At 64.3% G+C, this 15,857-nt stretch carries 14 protein-coding genes; 6 read left to right on the top strand and 8 right to left on the bottom strand.

The features are described 5' to 3' along the window. Positions 1-2: 2 nt before the first annotated feature. Positions 3-2,486, bottom strand: coding sequence for a hypothetical protein (locus ACQP2U_RS42610; protein WP_433717067.1), 2,484 nt, complete (start codon positions 2,484-2,486; stop codon positions 3-5). Between the two features lie 544 nt (positions 2,487-3,030). Further along, the gene (locus ACQP2U_RS42605) at positions 3,031-3,489 is read right to left on the bottom strand and encodes a hypothetical protein (protein WP_433717064.1); all 459 of its coding nucleotides are present in this window, start codon (positions 3,487-3,489) and stop codon (positions 3,031-3,033) included. Between the two features lie 354 nt (positions 3,490-3,843). On the opposite strand from ACQP2U_RS42605, the gene ACQP2U_RS42600 reads away from it, so the two are divergent. The 4 genes from ACQP2U_RS42600 (at position 3,844) to ACQP2U_RS42585 (ending at position 7,367) form a co-directional block, all read left to right on the top strand. Then, complete coding sequence (locus ACQP2U_RS42600; protein ID WP_433717063.1) at positions 3,844-4,986, top strand: hypothetical protein; 1,143 nt, start codon at positions 3,844-3,846, stop codon at positions 4,984-4,986. After that, the gene (locus ACQP2U_RS42595) at positions 4,973-6,130 is read left to right on the top strand and encodes a hypothetical protein (RefSeq protein ID WP_433717061.1); all 1,158 of its coding nucleotides are present in this window, start codon (positions 4,973-4,975) and stop codon (positions 6,128-6,130) included. Before ACQP2U_RS42600 ends, ACQP2U_RS42595 begins: the two co-directional genes overlap by 14 nt. 157 nt (positions 6,131-6,287) lie before the next feature. Next, positions 6,288-6,710 (top strand): hypothetical protein, encoded by a 423-nt coding sequence (locus tag ACQP2U_RS42590; RefSeq protein ID WP_433717060.1) that lies wholly within the window; start codon positions 6,288-6,290, stop codon positions 6,708-6,710. Positions 6,711-6,833: 123 nt separating this feature from the next. After that, positions 6,834-7,367: a hypothetical protein gene (locus ACQP2U_RS42585; protein ID WP_433717058.1), complete on the top strand. Its 534-nt coding sequence runs from the start codon at positions 6,834-6,836 to the stop codon at positions 7,365-7,367. Between the two features lie 201 nt (positions 7,368-7,568). On the opposite strand, the gene ACQP2U_RS42580 is transcribed toward ACQP2U_RS42585, so the two are convergent. Continuing rightward, entirely contained in the window at positions 7,569-8,636 is a 1,068-nt protein-coding gene (locus tag ACQP2U_RS42580) for a hypothetical protein (RefSeq protein ID WP_433717056.1), read from the bottom strand. Between the two features lie 257 nt (positions 8,637-8,893). On the opposite strand from ACQP2U_RS42580, the gene mobF reads away from it, so the two are divergent. Further along, complete coding sequence (gene mobF / locus ACQP2U_RS42575) at positions 8,894-10,468, top strand: MobF family relaxase (protein ID WP_433717054.1); 1,575 nt, start codon at positions 8,894-8,896, stop codon at positions 10,466-10,468. Between the two features lie 139 nt (positions 10,469-10,607). On the opposite strand, the gene ACQP2U_RS42570 is transcribed toward mobF, so the two are convergent. The 5 genes from ACQP2U_RS42570 to ACQP2U_RS42550 form a co-directional block, all read right to left on the bottom strand. Beyond that, positions 10,608-11,015: a hypothetical protein gene (locus ACQP2U_RS42570; protein WP_433717052.1), complete on the bottom strand. Its 408-nt coding sequence runs from the start codon at positions 11,013-11,015 to the stop codon at positions 10,608-10,610. A 140-nt stretch (positions 11,016-11,155) separates the two neighbouring features. Then, a complete protein-coding gene (locus ACQP2U_RS42565) occupies positions 11,156-11,971 on the bottom strand; it encodes a transposase (protein WP_433717050.1) in 816 nt (271 codons plus the stop codon). Between the two features lie 32 nt (positions 11,972-12,003). Next, a complete protein-coding gene (locus ACQP2U_RS42560) occupies positions 12,004-12,492 on the bottom strand; it encodes a hypothetical protein (RefSeq protein WP_433717048.1) in 489 nt (162 codons plus the stop codon). Between the two features lie 238 nt (positions 12,493-12,730). After that, positions 12,731-12,898: a hypothetical protein gene (locus ACQP2U_RS42555; protein WP_433717046.1), complete on the bottom strand. Its 168-nt coding sequence runs from the start codon at positions 12,896-12,898 to the stop codon at positions 12,731-12,733. Positions 12,899-12,977: 79 nt separating this feature from the next. After that, the gene (locus ACQP2U_RS42550) at positions 12,978-15,224 is read right to left on the bottom strand and encodes a hypothetical protein (protein WP_433717044.1); all 2,247 of its coding nucleotides are present in this window, start codon (positions 15,222-15,224) and stop codon (positions 12,978-12,980) included. Positions 15,225-15,511: 287 nt separating this feature from the next. Here ACQP2U_RS42550 and ACQP2U_RS42545 point away from each other — a divergent pair, with 287 nt between their 5' ends. Then, positions 15,512-15,718 (top strand): hypothetical protein, encoded by a 207-nt coding sequence (locus ACQP2U_RS42545; protein WP_433717042.1) that lies wholly within the window; start codon positions 15,512-15,514, stop codon positions 15,716-15,718. Positions 15,719-15,857 lie beyond the last annotated feature (139 nt).

Below are 15,857 nucleotides of genomic sequence, written 5' to 3'. Positions count from 1 at the left end.
TCTCACATGCCATGGCCCGCGCCGGCAGCAGAAACGGCCACCTCCGCGGTGTTAGTCGGATTGATCGGGTGGTGGTCGGCCGTCGCGACGGTGTCGCGGGTGGGCAGGGTGGGGCAGTAGCGTGTTGCCGCGACTGCTTCCAGCCCGGTGAGTTCGGGTGCGGGCGCGGCGAGTTCGCCGATCTCTGTGAGGATTTCGGCAACGACCTGATCTTTGCGCAGCCCAGCGAGGGTTTCGAACGCCTGTTGAAGGATCTCGCGATCGCCGTCGTACCCGATTTCTGTGGGTGCCGTGATGTGAATGTCGGGGTGATCGCGGTGCTTCCACACCGGAGCACCTCTCGACGTCGCCGTCGGCGACCAGCCAGTGTTGGTGAGATAGCGCGCCAAACCCGTCGGGTCGATGTCGTGGGCAACATCGATATTTGCGGGGCGCACAGGCTGGTTCAACTCGGAATCGGGTAGGGGCGCATCGACTCCCAGGCCTGCGCGGAGGTCCGCGCCGATGGCCGTAACGGTGTCGCGGATCCGCCACCGTGTGTGAGCACCGGTCTCGTCGGTGACCATCGCCCACGGGTTGACACGCTGCCCGTCCGCGATCGCTGCGACCGTGTGCTCCAAACGGAGACGCTCGTCGGCATCGAAGGCGCTGCTGGTGTGGCGGGCGGTGTTGAGTACATCGCCGATGAGCGCCTGCACGTGACGGTGGGTGTGCGGCACCGCTGCTATAACGTCCAGCACGTCCGCGACCTCGGCGCGAGTGAGGGTGCGCGCGGAGTCGAGGTTGGTGATGCGCCCCGGAGCCAGCCGCGGGGCCGCGACGAACCGGCCATCTGCGTTGAGCAGCCGAGCCCCGGCACCGTTCACCTCACTCATCATCTCGAGCGGGCCACGCGCATGCGACCACTGATCGAAGACGTTGAGCGGGTTGTCGGACACCAGCGCTGTCCATGCACTGCGGGCACCGATGGCATCGAGCCGGTCACCCCAGGCCAGCGCGGCAACAACCAGTTCGAGACGGTCGCATTCACTGAGGCTCACAAGCTCGGTGCAGCGAGCCGTGACCACCAGCGGACCGGCGAGTTCGTCGAACATTGTGCCTGGAGGCGCCATTCGCGTCATGTATGCCAAACGATCCAGGAACGCACGCATCTGATCACGCGAACGCAGCGGCTCCTGCCGCGAAAAGCTGCCCGCGACAGGGGAAGCCAACGGATCGTCACCGACGACTGATCCGGGGTCACGGACAGATCCATCGCGGAGCATCCGGCCACGCCGCAGGTCGTGGTCCTGTGCTGTCACGGCCATCGCTGCGACTATGTCGCGGCGCAGCAGGTCGAATTCGACCGAGTCGGTCAACGCTGACCGCACCCGTGACGGCGATAGAGTCACCACCTGCTGGGTCAGCGCCGCCAGGATCCGCTGCCCACGGTAGGCATCTCCCGCGCTCACAAGATCGGATTCCAAGGTCGCTGCAATGGAACCCGACAACATGACAACCTGCGATGCCCACACGATGTGGTTGTCCTGCCCGGCGCCCGGCCTGGGCAGGGTGTCCAGGTGCGTAGCCAACGAGCCGAAGGTTGTGAGCAGCTTCGCGGGTGAGGACAGTGGCTGCTGATCGGCCGCGGGGACCTTCCGCAGCCATGGCATGTCGGCGAATCCGTCGGCAGGACTGAGGCGGGCGACCCACTCGCCGGTGTCCGCACCGCGAGCGTGGGCGTTAGCCCACACACCAAATGCTGTGGCGTCCAGGACTCGCGCCACCAGTTCGCTGTGGTCACCGACCCCGAGCAAGTCGTTGAGGACCTCCTCGCCGCGGTGGCGCTCGCTCTGATCGAAGGCACCGGGCTCCGACAGCGCGGTGCGCAGCACAGCCACCGCATCGGCTACTTCTGGTGAATCCATCACGGCCACCACATCAGCTGCGGCGAGGTATGTCTGCAGATCGATCAGCGCGTCGATGGCATGCTTGCGTACGAACCGCGTATACAGCCAGCCCTCCCAGTCGAGACTGTCGATGCGTTCGCCGAGGACATCGCCTTCGAGATCGTGAGCCCCGTCGTTGTCGATCTCAGGCTGTGTGTTGTCCGAACGATAGGGCGGCATCAGCTGATATGCCGGTCTCAGCTGCCCGTCGCGGTCGAGCCGCCACAGTCGGTCGACAATCAGCATCGCGTGCTCTGCGGCACTGCGCAGGGCTTCGCACCACACGACTGCTTGTGATTGATGATCGGTCGCGAGGGGGGCAGCAAGGTAGTCATCGACTGCCAGGCATACGGCGGCCGGATCCACATCGTCGTTGACGAGGCTGGTCACGCCCTCGCGCACGGCTGTGCTGAGCGCGCGGGGATCGCTGGTCGTGTGGTTCGCGGTCCACAGCATCCGCGCGGTCTCTTCGGCGTTCTCGTCGGTGATGAGATCGAAGTGGACAGCGGCAGCGACCAAGGTGGTGGTGAGTTGAACTGCGTTGACATCGGCGGCCAATGGATGCCTCCTGGCTCAGTACGAAGGTCGGCGACAACGTGCGCCGTGTCGCTGACGGTATGAGCGCTAGAGGTGTTCTGAGCTGCACGTTCACACGCCGTGGGGGCACACCAGCTGTGTGGGTTTGCGCCCTGTGTGACTCGTGCGAGCTTCTTGCGACGCTGACCGATCGCCCCGGAGTGGCTACACACTGGTCGGCTTGACCCGCTCTGCCTGACGTAAAAGCCGCTGCACGCGGCGGCGAGGTCCAGGGCGGCCATAAATGATCTGGAGCTGGATCCGCAGACGCGCGGCATCCCAGCGCGCAGCGACGGTGCTCGGGCTGGGCCAGATAGGGAGGACCTTCGCGAGTTCATCCATGCAGGATTCGACGTGGGCGGGTGCGGTGTGGTTCCTCATGGCGATCGTGATGTCCGCTGCTGTCACCCTGTTGGGGATTGCTGCTGTTGGGATGCTTTCTGCGACAGAGGAATCGGCGGCGCACTGCAGGTGGAGCACCTCCGGCAGGCCACCATGTTGTGTGACCTGCCGGAGGCAGTGAACGTTAGCTTGCGGCGGCATATGCCAGCGCAAGCGGCGCGATGGTGTAGGCGGCTCTCACGGGGTAGCTGTTCTCTACCACGGAGACCAATTCGGTCCAGGCGTCGCTCATTTGGGCAAGCCACTGCTGCACCGTGGGGGCTGCTTCGGGCTCGATGCGCAGCCGGTTCTGCACGAAGACCACGGTTTCGGCGATCTTGTCGATGGTCGCTCCCACAGTCCGGGCGCTGTGGACCTCCACAGGCACGCGACCATTGATGTCGCTGACGAGCTCGGCACGACGACTGTTGAACTGCACCGTGTCGCAACTGGTTTCACGGTCGCGGTGCAGCTGTGCCAACCTACGACCTGCCCGGACTATCGGATGATCGTGGCCGCTCGGTGCGGTGGTGTTCTCCCAGAGTGCAGACAGCAGATCGGTCCAGTCCGGTAGCGCCGGTCGAAGCTCGGGCACGATAGTCATCGAGGCTCTCCTAAAGTGAGATCTGTTTGGTGTGAATGGAGTTCGCTGAGGGACGAGGGGTTCGTCGTATGCCTTGCCGCAGCGTTCGCGCGGCGGGGCAGCACAATTTCGGTCGACCACCTCGAGTGGCTGGCGTGCCGCTGGGCGATGGCGGCATGACTGCGTTCTGCAGCGAGGTCACATCGCGGCGACCTGAAGCAGATTGTGCGGTCATACCGGAATGCTCCCGCAGGTCGCAGTGCCTTCTTGCGCCCATCGAGTCCGACTTAGTGCCGTCGAGTGCCATTTAGTGCCATTTTGCTAGGGTTGGTTGACCAACACGCCATTCATGCTGCGGGAAGGGCGGTCTCGCCGGTGTCGGAATCCATCGCGCTCAAAACTCTTCTGCAAGAAAACCATCAGAACGAGTACTCCGATTTCGTCATCGCATACAAGCGCCACGCCACCGGTCTGGGGATGCAGGGCACAGAAGCCGCGCCTCCGAGCCGCACCCAATATCACCGATGGCTTCGAGGGGAGGGCGGACTGCCACGATCACGCTTCTGTCGCGTGCTGACCAGCATGTTTCCAGGATGGACGGTCGAGGAACTGTTCTCGCCTGTGGATAACGTGGCCGGCCATCTCAAACAGCGCACCCACAACGAATTCGGCGACAGCCGCTTCGCTGGCGCCGTCGCCAACGCAATGGCCATCCGCGACATCAACGTGACCGGGTGGGGAAGACCGCGACTGCCGCCCGCGGATTCCATGCCGAACACCCCGCCGATGCCTGTCACGGCGAGCGGCCTCGGTGACGCTGACCTGCCCGAGCACACACGACTGATCGGGAAGAAGCTGGCGGCATTGTCAAAAGTGCTGCGCCTGGACAACATTGAGACCGTGCAACTGGCTGGTCTTGTCGGCAACGTCGTCGAACTTGAGCACCGGATCGAGATCGACGTCGACAAGACCGGTCGCGCTCGCCTGACCTACACCCACGACATGTTCAACATGTCCAACGCCCCACTGACCCGGGTCGCGCGCCAATTGTGGTTCGAACACACCGACCCCGGCGGGCTACGCATCGAACCGCTGCGCCGCGATCACCGCCAGGTCACCATCGACCGGACCCACGACACAGGCACCCTGGCCAAGTTCTCATGCCAACTCTCGCCCGCAATCGAGCCAGGCGAGACAGGAACACTCAGCTACACCTGCATCGGCGGCCGGTTCGTCGACCATTTGTACTGGCGCCAAGATATCGTCCGGTTCACACGGGCATTCACGATGCGTCTGCGCCAGGCCGGTGGCTACCGGCTGGTCACCTGTTCCGGGGAGGAAGTCAAACCCAGCGGCGCGCAGGTCGGGGCGACCGAAGACTTATTGTGGGATTACAGCGGCGACGATGATGTTGAAATCACGTTGACCCGCGACTATTTACAGCCCACCCAGTCCGTGACCTTACGTTGGGAGTTCGACCGTGGTTTGGAGCCTGCCCCAGACGATGACAACGCGTGATGCCGCTGAAACCGTCCTGCGGGCATGGAACCGCTACGAAATCGACCGTGGTGCCCCACCGATCATCGACTACGACTGCTACCCGAGCTCCGAGGAAATCCCCGCTCTGCCCAACCGGCTCGACGCTCTGCGTCAGCTGACCGCCCTCAAGGAATCCGCAACCGCGGCCGGGGACATCGCACTGGCCACCCGCCTCGATGCCCACATCGCCTACTGCAGCGCTCTGCTGGGGGAACGCGAATCCCTCGAATGGTATGTCTCGCGCACCCAGGGGTCGGTGCCGACAGGCTGGAGCGAGGAGTACCTGACCGCTCGCCGGGACCTGGCGATCGACATGATGGATCGAGTCGGCGTCGGATGGGGCCCCGACACCGCCGATGACCTCGCCGCGGCCGAAGGCATCCTCAGCCCCGACGAACTGGCCGGCGCGATCCGTGACGCCGCCGCCGAGTACGAACCGGCTGTCCGTGAGGCCACCGGCACCACAGCGCCCTACGAACTCGACATCCTCACCGTCGACGAAGACGCCTACTGGAGCTACTGGCTCGATGGTGTCGGCCGACGAGCCAGGCTGCGAATGAACCGGCGCCGCGCCCGCTACACCAAGGTCGCCACTCGACAATTCGCGCTGCACGAAATCCTCGGCCACGCATTGCAATTCGCGAGCATCGCCGACCGTTGCGCAACCGAGGACGTTCCGTGGATCAGGCTGTTCTCGGTGCACACACCCAGCCAGACCCTGTTCGAAGGCCTCGCCCAAGCGCTGCCATTGTTCGTCGCAGCTGACGACGAGCAGCTCATCGCGCGCGTGCGGCTCGATCACTATCAGCAACTGGTGCGTGCCAAGCTGCACATCGCACTCGCCGCAGAGGTCCCGATCCTCGAAATCGCCGACCAGGCCCGCCGCTGGGTCCCGTTCTGGACCGACACCCAGATCTCGGACCTGATGACCGATCGCAGCGCGGATGTCCTTCTGCGCTCCTACCTGTGGTCCTACCCGGCGGGCTGTGACTGGTTCGTGCGTCTGGCCGACACCAAGGGGGCACCGGCCAGACGGATACTGCACGCGGTGTACCGCGCCCCGCATACCCCCGCGGAGCTGATGGCGCTGTGGCCAGAGGGCCCGGCGATCGGCGGGGAGTGAACCCTCTAGGCATGAGCCGGACTGTGCTACGGCGCGGCGGAGCGAACACCACAGATTCGGTACGCCCTACGCCCGCCGGGAATAGCATTTTGTGGTGCAGTCCAGAAAGTCACAGCGGCGGCGAAACCGCAGGCCCCGCAACAGAACAGTGGCCCCGATGCGCAGTGTGCCTCCGGCTAGCGGTAGCGGGCCGAGCACCGGGGCGATACTGCTATTCCTGTTCGCATGGCCGTTTTTCGTGCTGTATTGGTGGGCGAATCCGGACGCCCGCCCGCAGTGGGTGCGGCAACTGATCGAATTAGTGAAGACGTTCCCGAAGCTGTCCGCGGGCATCGGGATTGCGGTCGGTTTGGGCCTCGTGATCGGGGGCCTCGCCAATAACCCGAGCGAAAACTTCCCGGCCTCGATTGCTGGCGTCGTCGCTGTGGCGGTGTGTGGCGGGTTGCTGTGGTGGCAGCTGGCGCGGGAGCGGGCCGCCGCCGCTGCCCAGATCGCGGCCCGTGCCGACGCCCAACATGCCGCGTATCTGCGGGGCGAGGATTTCGGGATTTACGGCACTAACGATCTGCCGGAGCTGTAGGGACGCTGAGCGAGACGACCGACACGACCTCGACCTTCCCTGGACGGCGCGTCCGGCGTCGCGAACCCATTCGCGGACCTCAGTGATGTTGGTGTTCATCAGGTTTCGTCCAGGTTCGGTGTCGTGGTGAAAGCCGAGCGTGAAACCGGTGGTGCTGGCAGGATTCTCGGCATGATCACGTGGCTTGCGGATCAACCGCGTGGCTCTGCGTTGGTTGACTGGCTTCCGGCCGCAGCTGCGGCGTGCGTCTTGCTTGCTGCGATCATTACTGCCGTAGTCGCGCGACGGAACGTGCTCAAGCCCTGGTTCGAGAACCTCGAGACCTTGATCAATGTCTATAACGCATGGCCAGATGGGCTGGAAGGCAAGGCCACGCTCGAGCACGCCATCGCCGACTTACTCGCGCAAATCCGTTTCGCCGCCGACGAGGCAGGGAATGAGGAGGCGACCATGGAGGAGAAGGCGGCCGAGCAGAGGGTTAGCCGACGTTCACGCAGGGCCGCGAGGTGGATATGGGTCTGCATTGCGCTTGTGTTTGGTGGCGTGGCGCTGTTCTTGGAGGGCTTTCGGGAACAGCAATTGTGGATCCTTTGGATCGCGACGGGGATGATGGCACTCGGCGTTCTCATAGGGCGATTGTTCAAATACGAGTGGTGACTGGTGCGGCAACGCGAGGCATGTTTCAGCCACCCGTACAGCTCGTGTGCTTGCGGGTCCGCGTGCCATCCCGGCGCGCTGCAGGCCCCCTGCACCTCATCCAGGCTCTCGCCACAATCACGGGGTCGACAAGCTCCGGATGTTCCCGCGCGTGCACCGCACCGTCCCAGAGTGTTTCGGCGATGATCACCGGGCGCGTTCTCATACCAACCCCACATCACTGATCTCACCCGCACAGGCGTCCGGCGTATAGCGGGCGATGCCGAGTTCGGGTAGGTCCAATGGCAGCACGCGATCACGGCCGTCTATCAATCCGTGGCAGGACATGTCGGCCAGTTCCACCCGCTGTGTACGGAGACCGCCCACTAGCCGGGCCGCCGCCCACTTGGCTTGCTGCGGCTCGAATCTGGCGTTGTCGAACCACTGCCGCCACACGTCGCCAAAGCGCATCCATCCAAGCGCGGCGAACTGGTCCGTTTCCGTACTATCGGTGGCGTTCACGGGGCATTCGATCCCCAAAACGTGATGGACATTCCATGCGCTGACGTACCGCGTCGGATCAGCCGCCGAGCGCAGATGCACCCTGAATGTCGCTGGAAACCGAGGTGCATCGCTGCACAGCGCGCGCAATCCGGCGCTCAAGCGGTCGCGCAGATGGTCCCAGTTGGTGACCGTTGCGCGAGCAGCGGGCAGTGCGGTCGTTGCGGATTCGACGGCGTGCCACAGCGGGCGGGGCTCCTGTCGTGCGTCGCTGTCGAAGGCCATGCACATCATCTCCAATACCACCTGGTCGCGATCCAGTCGCAATGCCAGGTTGGTGTCGGGTCGCTCCCACAGCATGCGCGGGCCGAGTCCGCTCCACGACGTCGCCGGCGCGCCGAGCATCTCCTCGAGGATCGACCACGCGGATTGCGTGAACTCGACATCGGCGAACTCTGGACCGTCGTTGTAATCCATATCGAAGTCGATCCCCTGAGAGAGATTCACTGTCAGCAGGACAGCTTGCCGCGGATCAGTATTCGCGGCCATGACGGTAGCGACACCGGCCCGTGGCCCCGGGTCGAGCGTCCAATCGACGATCTGTGTGGTCCACAGCGCGGGGTCCACAGCGCGGGCCGGAACCACTGGCCGCAGCTGCCACCCCAGAGTCGATACCGCCGCCTCGACCTCCGCTATATCCCAGCTCCCCAACTGAAGTGAGGTGAGCTGGGCGACCAAATCACGAAATCGCTTGTCCGAGGACCAGTATCGGTATTCATCTCGCTGCACACGGCGAAGTGTAGGGGCCGTCTCCGACATCAGAACCGACCAACAATCCGGGATGCCTGTATTGGTCGTGCAGGGGAGCGGTGCAACCTTGCCCTGACCAGAGTTGTGAAATCTCCTGCGGCGGCCCACCGCGCCTGATTTCACCAATACGCCCAGGTGATGCAGTTATTGGTGTCCTGACCGAATGATGTCAATATCCGCAATTCACACTTCGTGGGGGCACACCTGCTGTGCGGAACAGCAATTCACGCGCTGAGATGGTTCCTAACATCGGCACGATGATGTCATTGCATAAATTGACCGCAGATCAAGCGAACACCTCGGCGGGATATCGGATGATCGCTCGTCACTTCACTTCTCGGTCGGCGAATAACTCGAACCGACCCGGCCACGCCGGCCACGCCGCCACTGGCGGGCCAACATCCGGGCGGTGGCTCGGATCCGGCCTTACAGCACTCGGTCTCACCGTTGGTGACCCCGTGTCACAGCGACAGCTACAGGCGTTGTTCGGACATGGTTTGCATCCCAATGCCGACGCCGTCATCGACGATCTACTCACCCAGTATCTCGCCCGGGGAGAACACCCCGCCGCGGCACTGCGCTCTGCTCAACTCGGCGCGCAATTGGGACGGCCCTATAGCAAGTTCACTCCCCGCGACGACACCTACCGAAACGAAACCGCCCGCGCATACGTTAGCTGGAACGTCGATCAGGGTCGCCCCCCAGACGCACAGATACCCGAGGATGAACGCGCACTCATCCGCGCCGCAGTGGCTCGACGCATGTTCACCGACGAAGCTGGCCGACCACCGAAGGATGATCGTGAACTGACCCAATGGGTCGCACGGGCATTGCGAACCCCGCCCAGCAAGGCGACCGCCGCATATCGATTGCGCTGCTCCCCAGTGAAGTCGGTGTCCACCTTTTGGGCCCTGGCACCCGACCTGATCAGGCAGCAGATCCTCGCAGCGCAGCACGCCGCGATCGATGACACCCTGGCCTACCTCGAAACACATGCTGTCCGCACTCGTGGCGGGACCGACGGTCACCGCCGGATCGCTGTCGATGGGGTGATCGCGGTGATGAGCGACCACGGAGACTCCTGGGCCGGTGACCCGAACCTATATACGACTGTGACGATTTCGAACAAGGTGCACCGGATCGAAGGAGGCTGGGGAGCGTTGGACGGCTGGCCGATCCACTGCCATGCCGTCGCTGCCAGCGAGATCTTCAACACCAGGCTCGAACACCACCTCGAGCTGAGGCTCGGTGTCGTGTTCGCCCCACGCGAGTCCACGACTGACAAGCGTCCTGTGCGCGAGATTCAAGGTGTCGATCCACGACTGAATGTCCTCTGGTCGTCCCGGCGCACCGAGGTTGCGGCCGAACTCGCGTCCGCTGTACACGAATTCGAGATCACCCACCAACGACCACCATCACCGGCAGAGAAGAAGATACTCGTCGCCCGGGCCGCGGACATCACCCGCGCTTCCAAGCCCACACCGCGATCCGACACCGACAGTCGTATCGCCTGGGCAGCCGAAGCCGCGCGGGTACTCGGCAGCGCCGAAGCCGTGCAAACGATGGTCGCGGCGGTGCTGCACCAACCAACCCCGCTGCGGCCCACGATCACTGACAAATGGATCACAGAGCACGCAGCAGTCGTGGCGCAGAATGTAACCGAGGCGCATACCGTCGTGCAGCCCTACCACCTGCGCGCGGAGGCCGAACGACACCTACGCGGCACCATTGCCCCTCAGCAATGGCCCGATGCCGTTGACCGTCTGATTGCTGTTGCAAGCGCTAAGCTTTCCGCCAAAACCGCGGACTGACCTTGCGAACCAGCCTGGCACTCACTGCCCAACCAGCAGAGTTCAGCTGGGGATCCAAGGGCAGTGGGTGGGTTCGCGGTGCATCCCTCGAGCAGGTACATCGCGGTACAAGGACCCACTCCACCAAGGAGATTCGGGTTCAGGGCATTTCCAGGACTCGGGCGAGCGAGTTACACAGGCCCGCCATCCTGGCCATCTCGGGGATGTCGATCCGATTGCCGAGGCTGGCCTCGGCGAGGTGGTCGGCGGCAGCGGCAAGGATTTGCGCCGGCGCCCGAAACACCCAATAGGCAAGATGATTGACGCCGAACTCAGGTGTTGCAATAGCTCGACGTAGTTTGTCGAGCGTTGCCGCGGACACGGGATCGCGCAATGTGCATCGCAACCACTCCGCCACTGGTTGCTGCAACGTCCAGGTCCTCAAGCGCGGGTCACGATTGTTGTTGCTGAACCCGATCAGGTCGACGTCGGCAGTGAATGGCTGATCATGCTGGGCGACAAGGCTCAGCGCGGCGGCTTCGCGTTCACCCCGCGCAGGCTCCTTCAATCGGTCGTCAACCCCGGCTCGTCCCCGCGTGCGTGGAACCTGGTGGGTCACCGCGCGTTTGAAGAATTTGTCATCCCAGCTGTGCAGTGTGTAGGCGGTGGGGCTGATGTGGCAGCCGTAGGCCAGCGCATGCAGGCTGCTCAGACAGCCTGTGCACAGGGCTTGGCCTCGTGGCCCGGTGGAGTGGTGTTGCGATGGTGAATGGCCGCGCCCAAGGGAATGTCGGCCTTGCCGTACCAGCCGCAGGCGTCGGACCCGCACAGCGAGCAGGGCACCCCGATCCGGCCGGTGGGGTAGGTGCGCCACGCTTCGATTCGTTCACGACGCTGCGCTGGTGCAGCTTTGGCGCGACCAGAATTGTTCATGGGCGAGTTCGGCCACAGCAGATACGACGCCGCCAGCCAGAACGATCCCGGTGCCTTCGTGTTCGGCAGGTCAGCGGTTGCTGCCACATCTGCACGCATCACCGAGATCGCGGCGTCGAACTCCGCCTGTGTCAACGACTCCGGATCCCGGTCCAGATCATCGACGCCAGCCAGTGCCATCAGGACGAATGCGCCGACCCGCTGAAGCGGGTGCGCAGTCGATCTCACCGGTCCCCGCAGTGGCGATGGTTTTTCCGGCCCGCGATAGCACTTTGCGCGTAACCCGTTCTCGCGCAGGATTTTCGCCACCGTGGCTTCGCTGACCGCTACCTCGGCGCGCGCGAGCTCGACCGCGACGCGTTCAGCTCCGAACCGGCCGTCGTGCGTGTGGAAGATCGCGATGACCCGTTCGGTGAGCTCTTCGCGGGACAGCGGCAGCCGTGCAGCGCGCAGGCCTTGTTTACGCATCGCTGACCGCACCGCCTGCTTGTTGGTCTTCAGTCCGCGGTCGGTCAGCACCTGCGCGATCCGCGCCGCGCCCGCCCGGCCGTCGAACTCGTCGAAGACCTCGGCAACACGCTGAGTCAGCATCGCGTGATGGGCCAGGATCTGCGCTCAGGTCGTCACGCCGCTGTCTGTCGCAGTTCGGTCAACAACTGCGTCCAGGTCAACCGTCGCACAATGGTCTCGGGGATCGCGGTCGGCTCGTCATCGAAACCAGTGTCAATCTGGTAGCCGTCGAAAACGATGACCGCGCCGTCGCTATCACTCACCGTGCCGACACGTGCGTGCAGGTAGGCGACCAGTTGCTCGGGATCGGCGCAGCACGAGTAGCCGCGCACACAGTCCTGCCACCCCGTGCCGTCGCAGAGCAGGCAGTCGACCGCTTCCTGGCCGGTGTCGCCGCATGTGCTGCACTCCGCGACATCCCAGTCCGGCAGGCCGCGGCAGTCGCGGCAGGCTCGGCAATCGAATTGCGGCACACCGTCACACCCGCAACGGGTCTGCGATCCATCGGGGGAGCGCTCCCGACCCCACAACGCCGACCACGCATTCGAAGCAGAGAACTCGGGGCATTCGGCCCAATGGAACCGCCAGAAACGATTCGACATTCGCGTATCCTTCGGCGTCGGTCAGTTCGGACGCGGCACATCCACGCCTGTGAAACCAAACCCTCGAAGGGACAATGAGCCGCGCACCGGATGGGCGCGGGCAGTAGGCATATTAGTCGGGCTTGAAGGCATTGGAGTTGGTAACACCGAACTGATGGCCAGGATCGGCGTGCTAGGTCCGCGCAATTACGGTCTCAAATGCGCTCGAGCGCCTCCCGATTCCTGTGTGCGCAGGCCATCACGCTGGAATCAGGGCTGCCAAGTCGTGTTCGGCACCGTCGGCCAACGCCAACCGCTGCGGATTGGCTGGCTGAATGCCATTGCCGAGCACCTTCAGCGGGACGGCGTAGGGATCACCGGCAAGCTGGCGAGGGACACTGCCTTCAGCCAGCCGATTCCTGGGCACGCGCGTGCTTCCAGGCTCACCTGGATATGGGATTCCGTTGATGGCAGGTACTCCCGGTGGCGCGTCGGGGAACCAGAATCTAGACCCCCAGCGACGGTGCGGTGGCGACATCGGTCGCTGGCGGCGCGGGATCTGTTGTGGGGGTGATGGGTTCGTGCCGCATCGCCGGAAGCAGTGTGGATGTGCTGCGCGGGATGACGGCACTGAGCGCGGTGGCTTCATCGTTGCTGTCCGCAGCAGCTGCCAGATCACGAGGATCCTCGAGCAAGGCACTGGTGGCGTGGTGGTGGATGGCGGTGCGGTGTTGGTTGATCCAATCGACAGTCACCCCCTGCGCCCGCAGAGTGGAGTCGTCGATACTGTGAACGATATAGGCTGCGGCAGAACACATTTGGTGGGGCATGTACTGGCGCATGGCCGCCGCGAGCTTCGGGTGCATTTCCCCGCTGCCGAGGCTGTCGCGCAGGCCGCGTACCACCATTCGATGCTCCGGGATGAGCGAAGGCGCGAGTTCGATGCTGCGCAGAACCGTCAAGGTCGCCTCCGACGCGGCCTCGGGTACGTCGACGAGCCGGCCGCGGGAACCATCCACCTGCGGGTGTGCGGTGTTTTCGGTGAAGTGTGCGGCCTTGGTGATCTGGCGTTCGATGCGTTCGATCGCGCTCATGTCGATCGGGTACTTGGCGGGTAAAGGCTCCGCAGCGGCGGTGAGGATCATGCGGGCACTGCTGTAGGCGGGGAACAGTGGGGCAGTGCCGTTGTAGCCCTCAGCGAGAACGGACAGGAGCGCACCACGATCGCGTGCGAGATGTTTGAAGGTGTACACCTCGGCCAGTGTCGCGGTGAGCACCGGTGCGGGGGTGGCACGCAGATAGTCCACTGCCGAGGCGATGGCGCCACGCCACGCGACGCGACGCGGTTCGATGAAGGAAACCATCCCCTGTCCCCGATCGGAATCCAGCAGCGCTCGATGCTCAGGATCGCTGGCCCATTCGATAAGCCAGTCATCGAACATGTGATAGACGCGGATGTAGCTCATGTCATGTGGGTTGTAGCCATGGTCGGACAGTGAGATCCGCGTATTCACGTGCCGGGTGCGGGCGCTGCGGTGCTCGTCGGCAACGCGCACCTCGATGTCGTCGCCGCCGCTGTAGGTGTAGGTGAAAAACCCTCTACTCGGCCCCCAGGAACGGACTTCGAGCGGGTGGCGGGCGAAGTCACGGTGTCCGGCAATGATGGAGTCGGGATCGGCCAGCCACCGTTCACACTCGATAGCCAGGGCATCGACGGTCAATGGCACGAACACCACCTGCCCGAGATCTCCCTCACGGATGTCGAATCGGTCGGCGCGTCCCCACTCGTACGGGCTGATCTTCACCTGCATGCCGCCATCCCATGTGAAGGTCAGCCCGAGATCAGAGCGGGCGTAGCGCAGCGGTAACGCCACCGCCGTGGGTTCGAGCAACCGCAACTCATTGCTGCGTGTGGGTGCCACCGACCCGCTGTCGTAGCGGGTGTAGGTGGAAGAGGGCCAACCGTTCTCACTGCGCGGGTACTCGATCACGACGCCATACCCATGCGGCCCGGCGACCCGATCGGCGGGCCGCATGCGCTGGTCGGGGCCGCCTCGAGACGACAGCCGCAGCTGACGAGGAATCGCGTGGATCGCTTCCTCGACGATGACCTCGCGGATGCGGTCCGCGCAGGCGGGCCGGTGTGGGTAGGGGCCATGGAAAGCGGCCGGGCCGGTAGCGCGGGTGTCGGTGAGATCCCAGCCTTCGTCTTCGGAGCGCTTACTGGTCAGCCAGCGGCCATCGCGGGTGCGCCACATTCCCGGCGCGGCCGTGGCCTCAAGGAGGATGTGCTCATCGGCGCACGCATCGGCTCGCGCCTGTGTGGCGAGGCGGCCGAACGCCTGCGCGCCCGTGTGCAGATGTTCGGCGGGCAGATCGGTCTCGGCGGCGAGATCGCAGGCGTCCGACCAGGCTCGCTCGTGGGCGAAGATCCCGAACCGGTCACCCAGGCCCGCGGAGTTCCGCAGCGCCCGGGCCGCCTCGGTGTCGGCCAGCAGCGCTTCGCGGATGTGGTCGGGTACCTGCGCCATGGCCTGCTGCCGGGCGTCGCGGGCGATCTGGTCGGCGGCGTCGTGATCGTCGGGGTGTAACGCCTTTGCGGCTTGCGCGACTGCCTCGAAATATCGGCGGCGGAAGTCGGGGAACGTGGTGTCGGTGGCTGGGGTGCCGTAGTAGAGGGTCCACGCCGAGATGCGCAGCGTGTGCGCCTCGGGGGAGGAAGCGTTCACCGGGTGATCGAGTGGCAAGGTCATGACGGGTTCTCCAGCAGGTGCCTGTGACCGCCCAGCGTTAGGCGGGTTTCGGATCGAGGCTAGAGCCGCCACAAGGTGATCTCGGGCGTCTCACCCACAGCTGGTGGGGCACCCCGAGTGGTGTTCCACACCGCCCGTGCGGATCGCAGACCTGTCGCACTGAGCGTGCTCCTAGGATGAGCCGACATGGCCCACGAGCGATCTCGTCACAGGCAGCGGTTGGGACTGCTGCTGTCGCAAAAGACTTGGGCCGCAAAAGAACTGGCTTCGGGGCGAAACGAGATGAGATGAAGGCAATCGACGTATGGCTGACGACAAGCTGGCGGGGCTTGGCGGCGACGGGGCTCATCGTCGCGGCTGTATCGGCCGTGGCCGTCGCCGGCGTCCTGTGTCGCCCCGGCACGGTTACCTGGATCGGAATGCTGGTCGCGACGGCCTTGAGTGGCCTCTATGGGGCTGTTTTGGGCGTTCGTTTCGCCTTCACCGATCGCTGATCGGCACGTCTCGTCCACAGCTGGAATAGGAATTGATCTCGACAAAATGCACGGGCTTGTCCGCGAACAGCAACAGCCACTGAAGATTGCACACGCTCGTACCTGACATCAAATCGCGTGTAGTGACGCTGTCGTAGTT

Origin of the sequence: Nocardia sp. CA-084685 (assembly GCF_050955785.1) — a bacterium.
GTDB lineage: Bacteria > Actinomycetota > Actinomycetes > Mycobacteriales > Mycobacteriaceae > Nocardia.
The sequence above is the reverse complement of the archived record's forward strand: the minus strand, read 5'-3'. Positions and strand labels throughout refer to the sequence as shown.